This is a genomic window from Jeotgalibacillus soli (assembly GCF_000829435.1).
Lineage (GTDB): Bacteria > Bacillota > Bacilli > Bacillales > Jeotgalibacillaceae > Jeotgalibacillus > Jeotgalibacillus soli.
The window spans coordinates 737,051-756,542 of the sequence record NZ_JXRP01000018.1; the positions used below are offsets into that span (position 1 = coordinate 737,051).

General features: G+C 37.3%; 20 protein-coding genes and 3 pseudogenes. 9 read left to right on the plus strand and 14 right to left on the minus strand.

The window, feature by feature from the left end; all coding sequences use genetic code 11:
• The first annotated feature begins 49 nt into the window (after positions 1 to 49).
• From KP78_RS19365 to KP78_RS19370, 3 genes and pseudogenes are all read left to right on the plus strand, one after another.
• The gene (locus KP78_RS19365) at positions 50 to 202 is read left to right on the plus strand and encodes a hypothetical protein (protein WP_235420938.1); all 153 of its coding nucleotides are present in this window, start codon (positions 50 to 52) and stop codon (positions 200 to 202) included.
• A gap of 21 nt (positions 203 to 223) precedes the next feature.
• Positions 224 to 919 (plus strand): cold-shock protein, encoded by a 696-nt coding sequence (locus KP78_RS13920; protein WP_041089824.1) that lies wholly within the window; start codon positions 224 to 226, stop codon positions 917 to 919.
• Between the two features lie 286 nt (positions 920 to 1,205).
• A pseudogene (locus KP78_RS19370) lies at positions 1,206 to 1,392 on the plus strand (PLP-dependent transferase); the annotation flags it as partial.
• A 24-nt stretch (positions 1,393 to 1,416) separates the two neighbouring features.
• On the opposite strand, the gene KP78_RS13925 reads toward KP78_RS19370, so the two are convergent.
• Complete coding sequence (locus tag KP78_RS13925) at positions 1,417 to 2,016, minus strand: hypothetical protein (RefSeq protein WP_052474833.1); 600 nt, start codon at positions 2,014 to 2,016, stop codon at positions 1,417 to 1,419.
• 475 nt (positions 2,017 to 2,491) lie between these two features.
• Here KP78_RS13925 and KP78_RS21115 point away from each other — a divergent pair, with 475 nt between their 5' ends.
• The 3 genes from KP78_RS21115 (at position 2,492) to KP78_RS13935 (ending at position 3,808) form a co-directional block, all read left to right on the plus strand.
• Positions 2,492 to 2,704, plus strand: coding sequence for a GNAT family N-acetyltransferase (locus KP78_RS21115; protein WP_327063182.1), 213 nt, complete (start codon positions 2,492 to 2,494; stop codon positions 2,702 to 2,704).
• Positions 2,705 to 2,912: 208 nt separating this feature from the next.
• Complete coding sequence (locus KP78_RS21120; protein ID WP_327063183.1) at positions 2,913 to 3,230, plus strand: hypothetical protein; 318 nt, start codon at positions 2,913 to 2,915, stop codon at positions 3,228 to 3,230.
• A gap of 296 nt (positions 3,231 to 3,526) precedes the next feature.
• Positions 3,527 to 3,808, plus strand: coding sequence for a hypothetical protein (locus KP78_RS13935; protein ID WP_041089825.1), 282 nt, complete (start codon positions 3,527 to 3,529; stop codon positions 3,806 to 3,808).
• A 417-nt stretch (positions 3,809 to 4,225) separates the two neighbouring features.
• On the opposite strand, the gene KP78_RS13940 is transcribed toward KP78_RS13935, so the two are convergent.
• Positions 4,226 to 5,014, minus strand: coding sequence for a phosphotransferase enzyme family protein (locus KP78_RS13940; RefSeq protein WP_041089827.1), 789 nt, complete (start codon positions 5,012 to 5,014; stop codon positions 4,226 to 4,228).
• 263 nt (positions 5,015 to 5,277) lie between these two features.
• Positions 5,278 to 5,643, minus strand: a complete 366-nt coding sequence (locus KP78_RS13945; protein WP_084220089.1) for a PhzF family phenazine biosynthesis isomerase — start codon at positions 5,641 to 5,643, stop codon at positions 5,278 to 5,280.
• Between the two features lie 39 nt (positions 5,644 to 5,682).
• On the opposite strand from KP78_RS13945, the pseudogene ligD reads away from it, so the two are divergent.
• Positions 5,683 to 6,480 (plus strand): annotated as a pseudogene (gene ligD, locus KP78_RS13950) (non-homologous end-joining DNA ligase); the annotation flags it as partial.
• Between the two features lie 375 nt (positions 6,481 to 6,855).
• Here the strand turns inward: ligD and KP78_RS13955 are convergent.
• The 7 genes and pseudogenes from KP78_RS13955 to KP78_RS13980 all read right to left on the minus strand — a co-directional run bounded on the left by KP78_RS13955 (position 6,856) and on the right by KP78_RS13980 (position 12,183).
• Complete coding sequence (locus KP78_RS13955; protein ID WP_041089829.1) at positions 6,856 to 7,695, minus strand: manganese catalase; 840 nt, start codon at positions 7,693 to 7,695, stop codon at positions 6,856 to 6,858.
• A gap of 128 nt (positions 7,696 to 7,823) precedes the next feature.
• Positions 7,824 to 8,118 (minus strand): annotated as a pseudogene (locus tag KP78_RS13960) (general stress protein).
• An 839-nt stretch (positions 8,119 to 8,957) separates the two neighbouring features.
• Entirely contained in the window at positions 8,958 to 9,296 is a 339-nt protein-coding gene (locus tag KP78_RS13965) for a GNAT family N-acetyltransferase (RefSeq protein WP_327063186.1), read from the minus strand.
• 99 nt (positions 9,297 to 9,395) lie between these two features.
• Positions 9,396 to 9,893 (minus strand): GNAT family N-acetyltransferase, encoded by a 498-nt coding sequence (locus KP78_RS13970; protein WP_041089831.1) that lies wholly within the window; start codon positions 9,891 to 9,893, stop codon positions 9,396 to 9,398.
• Positions 9,894 to 10,570: 677 nt separating this feature from the next.
• Complete coding sequence (locus KP78_RS13975; protein WP_041089833.1) at positions 10,571 to 10,861, minus strand: hypothetical protein; 291 nt, start codon at positions 10,859 to 10,861, stop codon at positions 10,571 to 10,573.
• 294 nt (positions 10,862 to 11,155) lie between these two features.
• Entirely contained in the window at positions 11,156 to 11,374 is a 219-nt protein-coding gene (locus tag KP78_RS21255) for a VOC family protein (protein ID WP_084220077.1), read from the minus strand.
• Entirely contained in the window at positions 11,371 to 12,183 is an 813-nt protein-coding gene (locus KP78_RS13980) for an AAC(3) family N-acetyltransferase (protein ID WP_041089835.1), read from the minus strand. The genes KP78_RS21255 and KP78_RS13980 overlap by 4 nt, the downstream gene beginning before the upstream one ends.
• Before the next feature lie 143 nt (positions 12,184 to 12,326).
• On the opposite strand from KP78_RS13980, the gene sda reads away from it, so the two are divergent.
• Positions 12,327 to 12,461 (plus strand): sporulation histidine kinase inhibitor Sda, encoded by a 135-nt coding sequence (gene sda / locus KP78_RS13985; RefSeq protein ID WP_041089838.1) that lies wholly within the window; start codon positions 12,327 to 12,329, stop codon positions 12,459 to 12,461.
• An 88-nt stretch (positions 12,462 to 12,549) separates the two neighbouring features.
• Here sda and odhB read toward each other — a convergent pair whose 3' ends face one another.
• Together odhB and KP78_RS13995 are read right to left on the minus strand one after the other, a co-directional pair.
• Positions 12,550 to 13,812 carry a 2-oxoglutarate dehydrogenase complex dihydrolipoyllysine-residue succinyltransferase gene (gene odhB / locus KP78_RS13990; RefSeq protein ID WP_041089839.1) on the minus strand — a complete coding sequence of 421 codons (1,263 nt, stop codon included), beginning with the start codon at positions 13,810 to 13,812 and terminating at the stop codon, positions 12,550 to 12,552.
• 27 nt (positions 13,813 to 13,839) lie between these two features.
• Positions 13,840 to 16,674, minus strand: coding sequence for a 2-oxoglutarate dehydrogenase E1 component (locus KP78_RS13995; RefSeq protein WP_041089841.1), 2,835 nt, complete (start codon positions 16,672 to 16,674; stop codon positions 13,840 to 13,842).
• Between the two features lie 300 nt (positions 16,675 to 16,974).
• On the opposite strand from KP78_RS13995, the gene KP78_RS14000 reads away from it, so the two are divergent.
• A complete protein-coding gene (locus KP78_RS14000) occupies positions 16,975 to 17,397 on the plus strand; it encodes an Hsp20/alpha crystallin family protein (RefSeq protein WP_041089843.1) in 423 nt (140 codons plus the stop codon).
• Here the strand turns inward: KP78_RS14000 and KP78_RS14005 are convergent.
• Together KP78_RS14005 and KP78_RS14010 are read right to left on the minus strand one after the other, a co-directional pair.
• Entirely contained in the window at positions 17,378 to 18,796 is a 1,419-nt protein-coding gene (locus tag KP78_RS14005) for a HAMP domain-containing sensor histidine kinase (protein ID WP_041089845.1), read from the minus strand. The genes KP78_RS14000 and KP78_RS14005 overlap by 20 nt on opposite strands.
• Positions 18,793 to 19,476 (minus strand): response regulator transcription factor, encoded by a 684-nt coding sequence (locus KP78_RS14010; protein ID WP_041089847.1) that lies wholly within the window; start codon positions 19,474 to 19,476, stop codon positions 18,793 to 18,795. Before KP78_RS14010 ends, KP78_RS14005 begins: the two co-directional genes overlap by 4 nt.
• Positions 19,477 to 19,492: the final 16 nt, after the last annotated feature.

Sequence of the window (19,492 nt, forward strand, 5' to 3'; positions counted from 1 at the left end):
ACTAACGAGGCAGGATTGTGGAAGAAGGGATAAATAAAGGAGAGGTTATTTGAAGGTTGCATTCTTTGATAGAGATGGCACTATAATTGCTGATTATCCAGACCATGAATGGTCAGAGGTTAAACATCCAGTATTTATTGATGGTGCAATACCTACAAATCCCCCCCACTCTTATCAATCCATTATGATAGAATTACATTAATAATCTTCGGGAGTGAGAACCATGACAGAAGCGTCTTCAATTAAACTACAAGGCAGAGTTAAGTACTATAATGATGAAAAAGGATTTGGCTTTATTCAGGATAAGAATTCGCTTGATTATTTTTTTCATATTAGTGACGTCAAAGCCGACAATCCAATCGTTAAAAACGCACAGGTCGATTTTGAACCAATAGAAGAGGCTCGAGGCAACAAAGCTATTAACGTAACGATTATTGCGTCCAGTCGCCCATCTTCCAAGTCCAAACCAAAATTTATTACGATAAACAATGAACGAATTCTATTATCAAAGATTAAAAAATACACTATAGATTCACATACGTTACATTATCGAAACCATAAGCCTGTCCCTAAACCTCCCAAAGGATCAAGTTTATTGAAAAGGTTATTTTTCAGTCCTGATGAAACCGTTCTTTATAGCAGAAAGACGTTTGATTATCTGCATATATACATGTTTGATGGGACGTATTATAATATCTACTCTGATCCTGAAGCAAAACGGATCTACGAAATTCGCATTGGACAAAACCACATTAATTTACAGTATGATGAGAATTCTTGGCCTCGGCGTGAACTCAATAATAGACATAACAAAGTAGCAAAAAGCGGGAATTTCATGATATCCAACAATTTAGAGTACTCTTCTGAACCTATTTTAGAGATAGTAAATAAATTAGACAGCGTATTTAATTCGTTGTAATGAAGAATGATAGGCATCTCCTGCCTTTTGGTTATCGTAAAATCCATGTTGTGTTAACGGGTGCGAGTGTTCAATAAGAGCAGTAGCTTCTTGTGCTAACGGAGCAGGATAGTGAAAGAGTGGCAGACTATCTTAGTCAGCAATCGGACCGATTGTGGAGAACCTGGTGATTATGTATAAAGGGGAAAGAAAGGAATGTATTATGGAGGTTGTTTACTCTTGTACCATCATTTTATTGAGTATGAAACATCTGTTGCATTATCCGTTTTGAGACAGGGTAATCTAGACACTTGCAGAAAGCTTTGGCGCAGTAGAAAGCCTCTCTCTTTTCACTTCCAGCCCGCATGACGTACGCGTCGATTTCTGCAGAGCGCAGGGCAGAGCTTGGAATCACAGATGGTCTTGTGCGTATTTCAGTAGGAATTGAAGACATTGAAGATCTCCTTGCCGATTTGGAGCAGGCCTTAAATTAATTTGTTTTTTATCGTGTTTGCTCCCTAAAAAGAAGAATTCAATTTTTCATAAAGGCTGTCTTTATCAGAGAACTCAATCGTACCGATTCTTCCTTCCTCCGGAACATTTGCTTTCCCTTCAAAATAATAATCGCCAGCTACTCCGTTTCCACTTTCAGCCTTCACATGGAAAGTGAAATTATATAGTGCAGAGCTGCTATCACTCTGTTCAATCTTTATATCCGAAGGACTCAGCGAAAAATCACCATCCAATCCACTATACATAAAAGCAGAAGCGGTACTGATGAAAGAATCGTAGCCATTTTCAGTAAAGTAGGGTCTGTAGGTGTCCTCCATATAAGTCAAATACTCCTTGTAAACGGGAGCTTCCATCAACTCATCATATTCTTTCTGATCCCCAGCTTCCTTTACAGATTCCAATGCCGCATCACGCAATGCCTGAAACTCTTCATCCGGAGCACTGAATTCTTTCTCAATAACAGCCCGAATCGCTTCAGCATTTTTATCTGAAGCTCCTTTACTCACTGTCCCATTTTCAGAACAGCCGGTAGCCACTAAACTAGTAATAAGGAAAAGAACCACACCCATCAATCTTGCTGCAGAAAAATAACCCTTCATCCCCACTAAAACTCCCCCTATTCAAAAAAATTGGTCTTCCTTAAAAGGTAATACGATTTAAATTATTGAAAAGTTTCAATTAAATTCCAATATACCATAAAAACAAAAAGATTACTTTGTGAATAAATGTACTTAAACTATCGGGTGCGAGTGTTCAATAAGAGCAGTCGCTTTTTTACTAACGGAGCAGTTTAATTGAACAACAAGATAATCCAATGAAGTTATATACCTCATTAGATTATTTTCTTTTAAGTAATAAGTGTGAGGTTTTTTAGTAATGTAAGTCAGATATAATTTAAAAATAAAATAAATTAAAGAATAGGGGTTTGTTATGAAAGAATATCAATTAATAAGTGACTATAAGTACACTGAAAAATATAAGGTAAGCTTTAATGAACTCGCAAAGCACGTATTTGATTTGGATTTCAAGTAATGGTATAACAAGGGCTGTTGGAATGACAACTACATTTGTTATTCATATGTGGATGGAGATCAAGTAATTGCGAATGCTTCTATCAATAAGATGGTCGTGGTCTCTGATGGTAAGGAATATAACGCAATTCAATTGGGTACGGTGATGACACATCCAGATTATCGTCATCAAGGGTTGGCAGCTAAGCTGACGAATCATATCATTAAAAAATACGAAAAAGACTATGATTTATTTACTTATTCGCTAATGATACTGTACTAGACTTTTACCCTAAGTTTGGCTTTGAGCAGGTTCAAGAAAGTAGTTTTAGCTTGAAGACTTCAGATTTGAAAAAGAAAACGGCTAAAAAATTCACTCTACGCAAGCTAGATGTCAATAACAAGGTTGATTTCGAACTGATTAAGGAATTCGCGGCTGAAAGAATATCTGTATCTTCAATATTGGGCGTAAAAACAACGAACACCTATTAATGCTTTACTTTATCCTAGCATTCAATGACGCTGTTTATTATATTGAAGAGGAAGAAACGATTGTAATATTTAAACAAGAGGATAATCTACTTCATATTTTTGATGTGATTAGTAAAAAAAGAGTGGAGATAGATACAATTTTAAATAGTTTTGTTTCTGCTGATATCGAGATAATTAATTTCTATTTTACACCAGATTATGATGGTTTAAATATCCATCCAGAGTTCATAACAAAGAGTGATGATACATTGTTCGTCCGTGCGTTTTTAAAAGATGGACCAAAGCATTTTTTATTTCCATTAACATCACACTCATAAATAATATTGAAACTCCTAATGTTACTCCGAATATGGGTACTTTTAGTTATGATATTATCTACCTTCTTCAACTAACGGGTTGCTTTAGTTAAAGATCATGGGGTTGCTTGGGCAGCTCTTTTTTCTTATTCAACTAAAGGGGCAGGTTTGTTCAATAAGAAATCACAAAAGGAAGAGCATTTACTATAAAATAAGATTTGACGTATTAATGTCTAATAAAAGGTAATGCAAAAAATTGAGATTATGCACATTAGTATTATTACACGACATAAATAAAAATATATGGAGGTATAATTATGTGGGTAATATTTGGGGTTATTGCAATAGTAATAACGTTTATAAATCTTTATATGTATATAGCAGGAAAGGATTATAAGCTTGCTATGGCGTTTGGATTATCATTTACAGCATTAACACTTTGTGCAGAATACAGTCTTGTATCGGAGTGGGTAAAAAAGGAAGATTGGTCAGCTTTAGGGGAAGTACCTAATTTTGAAAGTGCATTATGGTTTTTGACAATTGTTTCTATCTTACTAAATATAGCACCTATACTTTTAGAACGAAAAGGTAAGAAATAATTACTTATTGTTACATCATTTATACAATATGCAATTATTGTGTAAGTCTTTATGTATAAATAACGGGGGCTTTAGCTTAATAAGCCAAATTAAAAAAGTCGATTCCTTTATATTTAGGAACCGATGTAGCCTTAAAATAAAGTTTGATTAAATTAACACAATAACCTTATTATAAGAGCAAATAGAAAGAGCATGTTTTGAAAAAAGATTGATCAAAACATGTCTTCATGTGTAAAATTGAATGATTCTTTTATAAAAAAGTGTGATCATTTTCTCAATCAGTGAATGCACCCACCCATAGAGAAAAGACACTCTTCTTACTTCGGAAAAGAGCCCGATTGTTGAAGGTCACAGGCTGTTGAGGCTGGCTCGCTCTCATTGAATTCTAGCCCCTGTTAGTACAGCAAAAACCTACTCTTAAATCCATTCTTTCCCATATTCACGGATGAATTTAATATCGTTTTGGTAATGTTCAACATGCCCTTCATCTATCATTTTTTGAAAAGAAACGTCACCTTCACGGGCTTTTCTTTTAATTGTTTTACATAATCCTTCAAGCCGCAGCAATACCATTTCTAAATATTCTTCATTCATTCCTACACTGTAAGATTCAAAAAACTTTCTTATTCTTTGTTTAATACGATTAGCGTCCTGTAATGAATTGTAATAAACCTCCCCCCCTGTTTCAGAAACATATAATCTACTTAAAGGGACGCAAGTATAAAGAGTATAGGCTATATCCCAAAGGCGGGGACCAGGACCAGCAACATCAAAATCTATAATACCTATTGGTCTTTCACCGTTAAAAATAATATTGTATCTGGCAAAGTCATTGTGACATAATACCTCCATTTTATCTGGAGTATTATCTATCGGATTCCAATCATCCATTGGAAAATCACTCACTGCATCATGATAAAGTCGGAGCATTTTCGCTATTTCTATTAAGACATCATCAGACCACATATATTTCTTTAAAGGATTATTACCAGCTTCTCCTTCAATAAACGATAAAATCTCTCTTCCGTTTTCATCAATTCCTAAAAACTTTGGTGCATAACTGAAACCTTTTTTCTCCAAATGAATCAATAACTTGTGAATTTGGCTGCTGTTTGGCTTTAATTCTCGGCGTACAGTATCTCCAGAACGATAAACGTTTGAGACATTACCACCTGTTAGCCTTTCTTCGCTTTCATGGTTTGGCATTTAAATATCCCTCCCTAATATGACTTTCTCACAATCTCTTCTAAAATATTCATTTATTTTAAAAATGAGTTACTCAAAAATCTGTTTAGAGATAATAAAGTCGTTTAATTTTATCGGAAATAGTTAGAGCCTTCCTACAATTCGTGGGTGGTAAGGCTCTTTAAAATTTTTTACATTTCAATAAATCAAATCATGACTATTTCAAAAATGAATAATAAAGTTGTTTCATTCGGTAATCGAACGTTCAGCTGCTATATGTACACTTATTCAATTTCAACCACAATATTCTTAACGTAAACAGCCGTACCTGAGATAGAGATATCTAATGGCTCTTGTTCTCCTTTTACATGCACATATACCCGTCCGTCTATATTTATTTCATGCCCTTGTTCCACGATGAGTGTCTTTGGTAATCGGGTGCCTTTGTTTACAAAGGTTTTATAATACGCTCCCATCACACCTGAAGCCGTTCCGGTAACGGCATCTTCAATTGTACCCGAATAAGGGGATGAAAAGTGGCGGGCATGCATATCATTTTCATCATCCCGAACTTCAAAACAGATCGGATGCAAAGAAGCTTTTGGCATTTCTTTTAAAACATTCGGAAAGTTTTCTGTCACTGGATTCATTTTATCGAAGCTGGCTAACTCTTTAATCGGTATAACTCTGACAAACCGGTCTGGCCAGCACTCAACATCCAAAAGGATCACTTTTTGCTTTACCTGCAAAACATAGCACCCTATCTTCTTCCCTTTTTACGTGAACGTCTTCTTACTGTCATTTGCTACCCCCAAGGGGCTATGGATGAGCATTTTTTTCAAAAACATTGTCCAGATTATGCACCGGCCTTCATCTATACCGAGCAGATTGATGATATCAATTATATCGTGTGCAACGATCTGGAATCCTTACTATGGCTTGGGAATCAATTGGCGCTTGAATTCCATATCCCGTTTCAAACGAGAAAAAACAATTTTCCAACGGAGATTGTTTTTGATCTTGATCCCCCTTCTGTGAAAGAGTTTACTTTAGCTGTTGAAGCCGCTCTGCGCATGAAAGCGATCTTTGACCAATTTCATCTACAGTCCTTTGTAAAAACCTCTGGTGGGAAAGGATTACAGGTTTATATTCCGTTGCCAGATGACACGTTTTCATATGAGGATATACGCATATTTATTGAGTTTGTATGTCATTTCATTTGCGAACAAGAACCGCATTGGTTTACCACGGAGCGTTTGAAAAAAAATCGAAATAATAAATTGTACCTGGACTATGTACAGCATGGTGAAGGAAAAACAATTATAGCTCCCTATTCCCCGAGGGGAAACGAACAAGGTCTCATCGCCACTCCACTGAAATGGGATGAAGTAGGGGATTCAATAATACCAGATTTGTTTACCATGCAAACCGTTTTATAACGAATCAATAAAATAAGAAATCCATTTCGGGACTTTCACCAAGTATAAGAAAAACAAAAACTTATGGAGGTCCTTACACAACTGAAGGATCTTGATGGAAGTAAATAACAAAAAACAAACAGATACTATCCATTAAGTTCGCGTGACTGGACAGGTGATAAATTCGGATTGGGGGATTTTAGACAATGAACGACATGATTAAACTGAGCCATTACCTGATATCTTAGGCAGTGGCTTTTCTTTTGCTGGGAATCATTTGGTTCGGATTTGTTTCTAAATTTACTTATCAATACATACTAGTATAATGACGGTACTATAGCATAAGATGAGTGGAAAAATGCCAGAAGGAAAAATTTTATTCAGAAAAGAATAATAAAAAAAGATGCACTTCAGTTCAGTGCATCTTTTTTTATACTTTTATTTTTATTTAAGAACAGCTTTTCCATCAAGGTCATGATGCAATTCTGCACCGGGGATTTTCGGATTAGGAATTTGTCCTTTTGGCACTGGTTTTGCGACATAGACGAATTCGCCTGTCCCATCCGGGGCGCTTCCTGTAGCCCATGGTCCATCTGAGGATTCTTCTCCTTCCGATAGGTTCCAGAATTCATAGGCTTCAGACTGGGATTCCATTTCTGCTTCAGGCGGGAATGAAGCCGGAACCACAACGCCATTTTTCTCTTCCAGCTCAGAGATGGCGGCCATCCATTGATATTGATGATAACGATCCCGAGCAAGCATTTTGCGGAATGTCGCACGTACGCCTTCATCTTTTGTCATATGATATAAACGAGCTACTTGGAGCCGCCCCTGACTTTCAGCATGCAGGTTTGACCGCATGTCTGCTAATAAGTTTCCGCTTGCAACGATATAAGAGCCGTTCCATGGCACACCATTTGAATTGGTCGGCAGTCCACCAAGGCCGCTTACTAGCAAGTGCTGTGGATTTATTCCGCCCATAATGGCTGCTGTGGCAGGATCTTTGGCAGCTTCCGCTTGATCTTCCGGGGAAGCTCCGTCAAGCAACTGGCTTATAAGAGAACAAAGCATTTCTACATGGCCAATTTCCTCTGTGCCAATGTCCATCAGCATGTCCTTATATTTTTCTTCTCCACGACAATTAAATCCTTGAAAGAGATATTGCATCATCACCGTCATTTCTCCAAACTGTCCACCCAATACTTCCTGTACTTGGCGCGCGAGCATTGGATCCGGACGGTCCACCTTTACTTCAAACTGCAATTCTTTTTGATGACGAAACATAATACTACCTCCTTTTGGTTTTAAGATACCTTTGATCCTTGTGTGTGCTTATCTCAACTGTTTTTATAACTATATGAAAACTGATAGTTTGAGAAAATAATTGTCTTTCCCGGATCTTAACTAACTTCTTAGCGCCGGCTCTTTTCTCCACCCTTGCGTCCGGCTTCTTCACGGCTCATTTTCTCATCATTGTTATCACCGGAGTTGCCACCATCGCGTTGGTTGGCGCGAGCTTCTCCACCTTTTTGTCCGATCTCTTGGTCCGATCTCTTGATAGAATTCTTTATCATGATTTTCGGCAGTAGCGTCGCCGCCTTTATGTCCAATATCTTGATAAAAATCCTTGTCATGATTTTCTGCTGTAGCTTCTCCACCTTTACGTCCTGCTTCTTCACGACTCATTTTATTATTGTTATCAGCCATTAAAAGTTCCTCCTCAGTAAATTTGGATTTCACTTACGGTATTTTTTTACCCAGTTGCCCTTTTAGTAAACTAGTTTTTAAAAAACCAAACAAAAGAACTATCATTATTAACTTTAAAAGTAAGGAAGGGTTTCATTTAGTTAATATGGAATATAAAAACAAAATAGTGATAAATATGTACTATTAAGGTAACCGGCGTAGGTGGGACCGATACCATAAACAAAAGAAATACTCTTTTTTTATTGTACATAAAGAAGTCTTGTACAGCTCTCTTGGACTTAGTCGATTTTTTTCGTTCAGTATATTGAACCTGTAAACTGAATCAAAGAGGAGGAGAAAAATAGCTTCTTTAAGAGAATCTCATGCTGTCATAGCTGACATCCAGACAGACAGCGGACAGCCTGCCAAAGAGTGAGGATTGGGTTGAAGAAGAAATATCCATTCTTGCTTCTGGTATAACGAGGGAAGCCGCAGATAGATCCTGTGTAGAAAAGATAACAATGAATGATAGAGAGAAAAATTTTATGCTAAGCAATCTGTTTTAAGTCAAGTGCAAGAGATAAAAACGTTATGGTACATTAAATTTTGGATTCTAAGGAACTTATAAAACAAACAAGAGGCACTTTTATGTAAAGTTAAAGTTCTATTTCAATGTAGTTTCTCATTCCAACCGTCAAAATTAAAGGATCAGTTTTAGTACAAAGAAACCTTCTGGATGTGGAGTAACAATACAGATGTTGAATTATTTATATAGTCGTTTCATTTAATAAATACAAGGATAAGAGTTTATTAAAGAGTAGTCTTAAGACTACTCTTTAAGGTTGAAAAACAATATTTTATTAGAGCTGTTTCATCATTGAAACCACTTTTATATTTATTCCGTTTGGTTTATGTACAATTTCCTCATCATAGATACTGTATCCGATGGAACGATACAACTGAATATTTTTAGGTGCAGTCATACGAACTTTGCAAAGTATCGTAGGCTTTTCAATTTGATTTGCATATTCTTCTAATGACTTTAGCATTTGTTTCGCAATACCTTTACCTTGTTCCTCTGGAATAACAGATAACCTATAAAAATAAATACCATTTTCATTTAAGTGAAAACGTACCATTCCTACTGGTTCATTATGGGGCCCTGCCGAAAAAACGCGGATATTATATGCTAAGCAAATTACAACCTAAAAAAAGTCAATTCCTGTGCGCTAAGGAACCGACTTTTTAGTTTGGTTTGTTAAGCAAAAGCGCCCGATTGTTTAATAAAGCCTGGATGATTATTTGTTTATCTTATAACCTTCATATACAACTTCCCAATCAAGAGGTCTAGCCATTCTATTTTCAATTTGTCCTAATGGCTTAAAGCCATATTGTTCATAAAGAGAGTGAGCATCTTTTGTAGCCAGTTGGAAACTTGTTCCTTTTAATTTAGGATCTTCTGTGATTACACGCATTAACCATTTGCTAAGTCCACGTCCTCTGTATTCCGGAAGTACAAAAACATCACCTAGCCAAGAAAATCTTACAAGGTCAGACACAACACGTGCAAAACCAACCAGTTTAGCAGGAACATTAGTAGGATTCCCTTCATAGATTCCATAGCAAAGAGTTGAATTTTCAATTGATGCTATTACTAATTCTTTCGTAATACCCTTAACCCAATAAGATTCCTTGCTAAGGAAATTATGTATAACCTCTGTATCCAAAAACCTTTTATTGGTACTTATAGTGAAACCACCATTGTTTGTCCAAAGTGCTTGTTCATTCTCTAGCATTACATTTCCCCTATTGCTTCAAATTTATATATTTATACCATTTAAGGTTTATTTATTCAATATTTTAGTTTTTTTGTTTTTAAAGTAAATGGCCATTTAACGGAACAACTCTATTTTCTTCCCTTTAGATAACCATATCCAAAGGGGAGAAACGTCACAACTTTTTTATAAACGGTATAACTATCTTTAAAACGGTACATCTTTCTTTATATTCTACACTTAGCGTAGAAAAATCAGAGTTTTACCTTCTGAAAAGTTCCTTAGCGTATAATATTCGCGTTTTTTCGGCAGGACCCTATAGTATTTATAAAAAAAGCATTTCTAGCTTAAAAAAATTCATTCCAAGAGTAACAACAATCAAAGTATGATCTTTCAGTGGTATACCGTTTTTCAAAAAGGTGATGTTATACATTTTAACTCATCTGTTTGAATATCTTTAAGTTCAGGATATACTTTGTAAAGCGTATCTATGTAGGAACGCATCCGATCGCTTTTTGCAAGAGTAATCGTGCGGCTATAATTAACAGCGACGAGTACAGCGCCCATCTTTATCCTCAATCAAGTTTAATAAGGTTTCGTATACAGTATTAAGCATCCCATCATTCCATTGTTAAAAAATGTAAACTTCTTTAATGGTATCATAGGATGCAAAATATTCAAAATACAATAAGATCACTTTATTTATAATAGCTATCTAGCATGAGTGTTTGTTTATAAAAAATGGACGGGCTTAGTTGGACAGCTAAAGGACGTTCTCCTCTAGCGGTAATAAGCTCACGAATTGTATGATTGACGCGTGATTCAATAAAAATTAAATCCGTATGGTCCAAGGAAATGACTACTTTTAATCCATTCCATTCAGGATCATCACCCGCATCCTTGGATATTGGGATATCTAAAATACTTGACCATTTCTTCGCAGTTGCCTTCGCATCATGAACGGCGAAGATAACTTCCTTTATGACCAACTTTTCATTAGAGGGGGTCAGTATACCTGAACTTCTTAATCGTTCAAATCGATCCTCCTCTGGCTCATGCCACTGAATAAAAAAGGAAGGGGAAGTTTATTATAGTGATCATCTTCAATAAATAACATGGTCCATGAAATAATTTGATCATTTGAAGTCTGTCTGCTTCCTGGAAATAGCATTGCTTTCATTCTTTTTTCTAAAAAGTGGACTGAAGCTGTTCGATATGATCTACTCGGATGCAAAGATGACCGAAGCCATTTCCTTTTTCTAAATCAAAAACGGCTCTTTTGATCAGTGGGTTATCACTTTTCTCTGCTTTTTTTGGTCAATAATCGTTAAATATTCTATGTAACTTAATCCTGCATGAAGCAAACTATTTTGAGTGCCCCAATTCTCGTGTATTCCTCCTATAACAGCATGAATGCCTTTTTGTTTTAACCGTTCAACAGGAACATCAACGGATTCTTTTATAAAATGTACGAGGTGATCAAATTTTTTCAGAATAATCAGCTCTTTTCACGATGATGTTTGATCCATTCAAAACCAAAATCTACTAATTCTTTAATAGGAATAAGCCTGGCATGAGCATTTCCAACCATACCTTGTTGGATGTGATGAGACTTTTCAAAGTCTAATCCGATTGTTGGAAAAATATCTGAGTCAACAGATAGCTGATCGTAAGAAACCCATTTTCGTTTACCTTCTATCCAAATAGCCGAATGCTGCTTGTACCAGGTTTTTTGTTCCTGCAACGCTTCTGATAAGTGTAGACATGTAGCATTTCCATACCCTACCCCAAGTAATAATACAAATGCGTTATCATTATACAATTTTCCAAGTGGAGATTGTGGTCCAAAAGAATCTTCTAAAGGATGGCTTTCAGTTATCCATTCAGCCTTTGGTCCTAGAGCGGTAAATGAGTGCATAGGGTGTGAACTTCTTTTTGTTTCTTGAAGTGCGCAAAAGCATTCTGCGATTCTTCCCATTCCTCTTGGTATTGATGCCTTTTCATCAAATGGTGGGATATCAGCTCTTACCTTGTCCCACCATTCTTCGGGTATTGGTGGATTTTCCCACATAGATGGATCAGAGTTTCCTGGCGTTTGTGCCGGCATAACGATCGTACCTGATCTACTAACTGATTCTTGAAGAAGTTTAACCATGGTGGTCTCACCGCCCGCTACCCACCCTAAACGAGTGAGTGATGAATGAACAATGATCGTCATTCCTTCATGAACACCAAGTGTTTTCAACTCTGTTAGTAATTGTTCATAAGATTGATAGTGTAGTGTTTGTTTTATCACACTGTTTTCACTCATTTTTTACTCCCTGCTACATTTTTTATAATACAATTATATGACAAAGACATATATCAGTTGTACTAAATCGTATTCATTTGTTATACTATCACCAATGGAATTATTAGAAAATTCCATTATCATTTGAAGGAGGTCGATGTTCGATGAAAATTTTAAGTAACGAACAATTGATGGCAGCCTATCGAGACGCGGAAAAGCATGGTGAACCTAACACACTAAGTATCTTGAAGAAAGAAATCAGGAAACGTGGCATTCGTGCAGGTCGAGACAAACGGTAATGGAGAGTACATAACACATGGTCCTACTGGACTATGTGTTTTTATTTTTATGTAAAAAAAGCTGGCAATTTGCCAGCTTTTTTTACTGTTATCCTTCAAGCAATAGGTCTTCAGGATTTTCAAGTAAGGATTTTACCATTGCGAGGAAACTAACCGCTTGTTTTCCGTCAATAATACGGTGGTCGTATGATAATGCTACATACATCATTGGTCTGTTTTCCATTCTTTCCGCATCAATTGCTACCGGACGAAGCTGAATCGTATGCATTCCTAGAATTCCAACTTGTGGACCATTTAAGATTGGTGTTGAAAGCAATGAACCAAAAACACCGCCGTTTGTAATTGTAAAAGATCCGCCTTGAAGATCGCTTAACTGCAATTTTTTATTTTTTGCTTTTGTAGCTAGTTCTACTATTTCTCCTTCAATTTCTGCGAAGTTTTTGCGGTCACAATCACGAACGATCGGCACAACCAGACCATCATCTGTTGATACAGCTACACCAATATCATAAAATTGCTTTAAGACAACTTCGTTCCCATCAATTTCTGCATTGATGTATGGATATTTTTTAAGACCAGCCACTACAGCTTTTGTGAAAAAGGACATAAAGCCCAGACGTACATTGTGGGTTTCAAAGAATTTATCTTTCTTTCTTTTTCTTAGATCCATTACATGAGACATATCAATTTCATTGAAGGTTGTCAGCATAGCCGCCGTTTGCTGTACCTCGACTAAACGATTTGCGATCGTTTGGCGGCGTCTAGTCATTTTTTCACGAACAACTGGCTTTGTATCTGCTGTTTTAGGTGCTGTTTGCTCATTCTTTACCCCAGCCTTTGACTCTTGTTTAGGTGACGCTGGCTTTGTTGAATAAGATTCAACATCTTGTTTACGAACACGACCCATTGGATCAATAGTTGGAACTTCAGAAAGGCTAATTCCTTTTTCTCTTGCTAGTTTACGTGCTGAAGGAGAAGCAATTGTTCTGTCTTTCGTTTGATCACTTGAAATATCAGATGCATCATCCGATGGCTGAGCTTCTTTTGGAGCTTCAGTTGCTTTATCCTCTGCCTTTTCTTCTTTAGCCGGTACTGACTCAACAGCTGAACCGCCTTCTCCAGCTTCCACTACTGCGATTACTTGCCCTACCTCAACCGTGTCACCTTCTTCAGCTTTTAATTCTTTAATGACACCAGCTTCGTCTGAAATAACCTCAACATTCACTTTGTCTGTTTCGAGTTCAACGATAAATTCACCTTTTTCAACTTGTTCACCAGGCTGCTTGAGCCATTGAGCGATTGTTCCCTCTGTAATTGATTCTGCTAACTCTGGTACTTTAATCTCTGCCATTGCGACGTCCTCCTCTGTTAAATCAGCTTATTTCCTTGTAAATGCTTCTGTTAATATACGTGTTTGATCTTTTTTATGAACCACTGGGTCCCCTTCAGCTGGGCTGCTTCGTCGTCGACGTCCTGAATAGCGAATTTCAATATCCTCTGGAGCCAGTTTAAGTAAAAGAGGCTCTACATACGTCCAGGCACCCATATTTTTAGGTTCCTCTTGAACCCAAAGAATTTCTTTTAACTGAGGATAGCGTGCAATAATTTCCTTGACTGCATCAATTGGGAAAGGGTAGATTTCTTCAATTCGAATTAGATGGATCCAATCTAAGTTTTCTTCTTTTGCTGCACGTTCAATAAGATCAATCCCTATTTTCCCTGTTGAAAGAACAATTCTTTCTACCTTTTCATGGTTTTGTCCAAGCTCGTTATGCTCAAGCAGAGGTTGGAATTGACCTTCAGTAAACTCGCGCACCGGTTGTGAAACTAGTGGATGACGCAGAAGGCTTTTCGGTGTCATGATCACGAGTGGTCTTACTTCTTCGCGCTTCAAAATGGCAGCCTGACGTCTTAGAATATGAAAATATTGAGCAGAACTTGTTAAATTAGCTACTGTCCAGTTATTTTCAGCAGCAAGTGTTAAGAAACGTTCCATTCTTCCAGAGGAATGCTCTGGTCCCTGACCCTCATAACCATGTGGCAGAAGTAAGACTAAACCTGATTTCTGCCCCCATTTTGCTCTGCTGGAGGATACAAACTGATCGAACATTACTTGAGCCATGTTGGCAAAATCTCCATATTGTGCCTCCCAAAGTACTAATGTTTCGGGAGAAAAAACATTGTAGCCATATTCATAACCAACTACCGCTGCTTCTGTTAAAGGACTGTTGTATACAACAAATGAAGCATTTGCATCTTCAATATGATGAAGAGGGGTCAATTCTTCGCCCGTTTTTTCATCATGCAGTACAAGGTGGCGGTGCGCAAACGTTCCTCGCTGTGAATCCTGTCCTGATAGCCTAATTGGAACGCCATCCTGCAAAATAGCACCAAACGCCAGTGTCTCAGCATGAGCCCAGTCAAGTTTTCCATCCTTTGTAAATGGCTCTTGACGACGCTGAAGAATTTTCTCAAGCTTTTTAAAGACATTAAACCCATCTGGCCATGTAAGAAGGTCCTCATTCATCTTTCTCAGACGATCAATCCCAACTGATGTTGAAATATCAGTTAAAGGAACAATGACTTTTTGAGGTGGATTCATCAAAGTATCGGGGTCTTTGTCCGCTTTTGGAACGGTATCATATGCTTTTTGAAGCCTTTGTTGGAAAGATTCACGAAGCTCTGCAGCTTCATCAGCTGTTATTACCCCTTCTTTAATAAGTTGATTTTGATAGATTGTGCGTGCATTATCGTGTTTATTAATAATTGTATACATTTTCGGATTTGTTACCATTGGCTCGTCCATCTCGTTATGCCCAAAACGACGATATCCAATAAGATCAATTACAAAATCCTTACCAAACTTTGAACGGTATTCATAGGCCATATTCGCTGCTGCTAAACAAGCTTCCGCATCGTCTGCATTAACATGAACAATAGGCACTTCAAATCCCTTTGCCGTATCAGAAGCATACTTTGTGGAACGTGAGTCAAAGCTTTCTGTCGTAAAGCCAATCATATTGTTCGCAATTACATGGATTGACCCTCCAGTATGGTAGCCTCTCAGCTGACTCATATTTAATGTTTCAGCCACGATACCCTGACCAGGAAATGCAGCATCACCATGAATCATAATGGCCAGCGACAATTCTGCAGATAGTTTAGGATAACCCGATTTAGTACGGTCTTCCTGACCTGCTCTTGTATAACCAGCGACAATTGGACTAATGACCTCCAAATGACTTGGATTATTTGCTAGTGTTACACGAGCATTAACTGTATCTTCTTTTTTGAGCTTTCGATCAGCTCCGAGATGATATTTTACATCCCCAGTCCAGCCATATGTAATTCCAAGTGAGCCTTCAGATGGAATCAAATCTTTGCTTGGAGAGTGCTGAAACTCTGCAAAAATCATTTCATAAGGTTTTTCCAGCACGTGAGCAAGTACATTTAAGCGCCCGCGGTGAGCCATACCTATATTGATTGATTCGGCACCTTTTCCTACAGCTGCTATGATGATTTCATCAAGAAGGGGAACCATTGTATCAAGCCCTTCAATTGAAAAACGCTTTTGACCTACAAACGTTTTATGAACGAAGCTTTCGAATCCTTCTACTTGAATCAATCTATTTAATAAAGCTTTCTTTTGATCAACTGTTACAGTTTTATCTAATATACCTGATTCAATATAATTTTTTAGCCATTTTTTCTCATCTTGGTTATGTACGTGTGCGTACTCAATTGCAATGGTTTTCGTATACATTTTCTTCAAATATTCAATCGCTTCAAAGCCGTTTGTAACTTCAGGTGGTGAATTTGGAATTAATACATCGACTGGTATTTTCACCAGATCTTCTTTTGTTAATTCATAGGTTTCAAGTTCAATTCGATTTGTATCTTTTTCTCGGTCATTAAGTGGATTAATATTTGCAGCAAGATGTCCATAAATACGAATATTATCAGCTAATTGGACAGCTGCGATGACCTTGGAGTAATTCGTTCCTTCAATTGTTACCGGTGTGTTGCCCTTTTGAATATAACTGTTCTCATTTAATGCAACTGGTGAACCATTTTCTTTGAAATACGCTTGTAATTCTTCATCAACTAATGATGGGTCTTCAAGAAATTGATCATACATTTCCAGTACATATCCAAGGTTCGGCCCGTGGAAAATATTTCTTGAAAGATCCTGTTCTTCCGACTGTTTTCTCATTGTGAAAACCTCCAACATTGTGGACATTTTACTCGTAAATATTCGTCAACGAGAAAAATGCTATGTAGAAATAGTAATATAATGGTGCTAAAACGCTTACAGTTTTATTTTATCACTGTAAAGGGTCGAGTTAAAGCCTTTCGATACATTTTTTCAAAAATTATGGAACATTTACCCTCTCATAATGAAAATCAGATGTTTGAAACCAAAATATTGAATTAATTTGTTCTAAATCTTTTATCAATGAAAAGTATGCAGGTTTCTTTTTTGTCATATAGAATGAATAAAGGGGGTGAGAAGATGGATTTTTGGCAATCACTATTCCCTAAAAATCCCTCCCATTTAACACCAAACGAATGGCAAAAATGGCTTCAAAATTATATGAACCAAGCCTTCACCAATCATATGGTACATGAAAACAAGGAAGCTCCGCAATCCTCGTCTTCCTCTACCAACTATCAAATTTTTGAGGCTTTTCATTTCATTTATGTCCATGTTATTTTGACCGATTCGCTGAAAGAACATTTAAAGGTTCATCATACTTTATCAGAGTTAACCATTCACTTTAGTTCCGAAACACATGAAGATCTGCGAATTCAGCTCCCAGCTCCGGTCTCAAAAAAAGGAGCTACTGCAGAAATTAAAGATCTAATACTCGAAGTATGCTTAACTAAGCTAAAAAACCAATACGAAACAGAGCTTTCTATCGAATCGATTGATTAGATACCGGTAACATGAGTGTAATCGTCGTCCCTTCTCCCAATGAACTTTCAGCCGAAATGGTGCCTCCATATAATGATAGCAATCTTTTTGCAATCGATAAACCCAGCCCATTTCCACCTTGTTCTCTGCTCCTAGCTTTGTCCACTCGGTAAAACCGGTCAAATATAAATGGCAGATCTTCATGCGGTATACCAATGCCCTGGTCATTTACTTGTATAACGACAGAATCATCCTTACATTTCGCATTGATTTCAACCCGCTTACTATCCTCGGAATACTTAATTGCATTGTCCAACAAAATAGACATAATTTGTTCTATATGGTGCTTCTCAAGAGTGACAGGCATTTCATTTTCATCAAAGGAAAAAATAATTTCCCGCTCTGGATATAGCTCTTTAAAGCGTTCTATTAACTGTTCCAATATTCGATATGAGTACTCCGAGGCATTTCCGGCAGGAGCCACTTCGCGATCAGCTCTGGAGAGGGTAAGAAGTTCATTAACTAAATGCTTAATTCTCTCTAATTCCTGCATGGAGATGCCGAGCGATTCCTCTAGCACGCTGGGATCTTTCTTCCCCCAACGATTAATAAGTGAAAGATGACCCTCAATGATTTGAATAGGAGTCCGAAGTTCATGTGAAGCATCTTCTACGAATTGACGCTGTTGTCGAAATGATGCTTCTAATTCATCCATCATTTCATTAAAAATAACAACGAGACCACCGACTTCATCCTGAACAACGGGAATTTCCAGCCTCTCTTGTAAGTCCTGTTTCTGTGTTCTTCTCATCGCATGTCCTAAAGCGACGACCGGAGAGACAAATTTACCAGCCAAATAGTAAGCAAAAACAGCACTAAACAAAAGACCTCCACTACCTAAAATGATGGACAGAAGAATCATATAATTTCTCATGCTTTCATATTGTATAAGAGGATGGACTACCTCTGCATACCCTCGAAACTGGTCTGAAATAATAGGACTTCTTCCAATAAGCACTTGGCCATCCTGACTGCTTCTCCTTTCAACCTGTTTATGCTGTACTGGTTCAAAAGGTACCGACACCTGACCTGTCGCTTCACTTCCAATCGAAAAAAGCTCAAACCCATCCGCATTATACAGACGAATTGTTTGTCCTTTTTCATGTATTTGCTCAACCAGCTCTCTGCTTTCTGCAACATCTTCAGCTGTCACAATAGGTGATCGCTGATTATAAAATACAGTTATATCATGTAATACCGTATTAACTGTATTTTCTTCTTCTTGCATCATCCATTGACTCATCGCCACAATTAAAATTACACTGAATATTGTAAAAACGAGAAAAATAGATGCGCCTGAGGCAAGAGTCCATTTCCATCTGAGCGAAAGATGATTCCATAAAAAGGTAATCCTCTTCATGAGCGTATCACATAGCCCGTTCCTCTGACTGTATCGATATAACTCAGCTGATTAGAATAATCAATTTTGTTTCTAAGATGTCGAATATACACATCCACGACATTTGTCTCCACTTCCGAATCAAAACCCCAAACACGCTCTAATATTTTGTCCCTGGTTAATACAACGTTGATATTTTCTAATAGCATATGAAGTAAATCGAATTCTTTTTTTGTCAGAACGATCTCCTCTTCTCCACGCGTCACACGATGTGATTGATAATGAAGTGAAAGATCTCGATGTGTTAATACTTCATCATTGTTGTAGGATTCATTCACGAGCTTTCTTCTTGTAACTGCCCGAATACGTGCTAAAAGCTCCTCAATGGCGAACGGCTTTACAATATAATCATCAGCACCGCTATCCAAGCCTGAAACCCTGTCCATTACACCATCCTTTGCAGTGATCATAATAATAGGCGTTTTTTTCGTTTGTCGAATACGTCTGCAAACTTCCATCCCATTCAAAGACGGCAGCATCAGATCAAGTAAAATCACGTTAAAATCCTGCACAATTGCCTCTTGCAGGCCCTCTCTCCCATCTAGACGAACGACTACTTCATAGCCTTCATGCTTAAGCTCTAGTTCAATAAAGCGGGCTAAATTTTTTTCGTCTTCAATGACTAAAACTGTTTTTTCCATCAAGAGAAACTCCTTT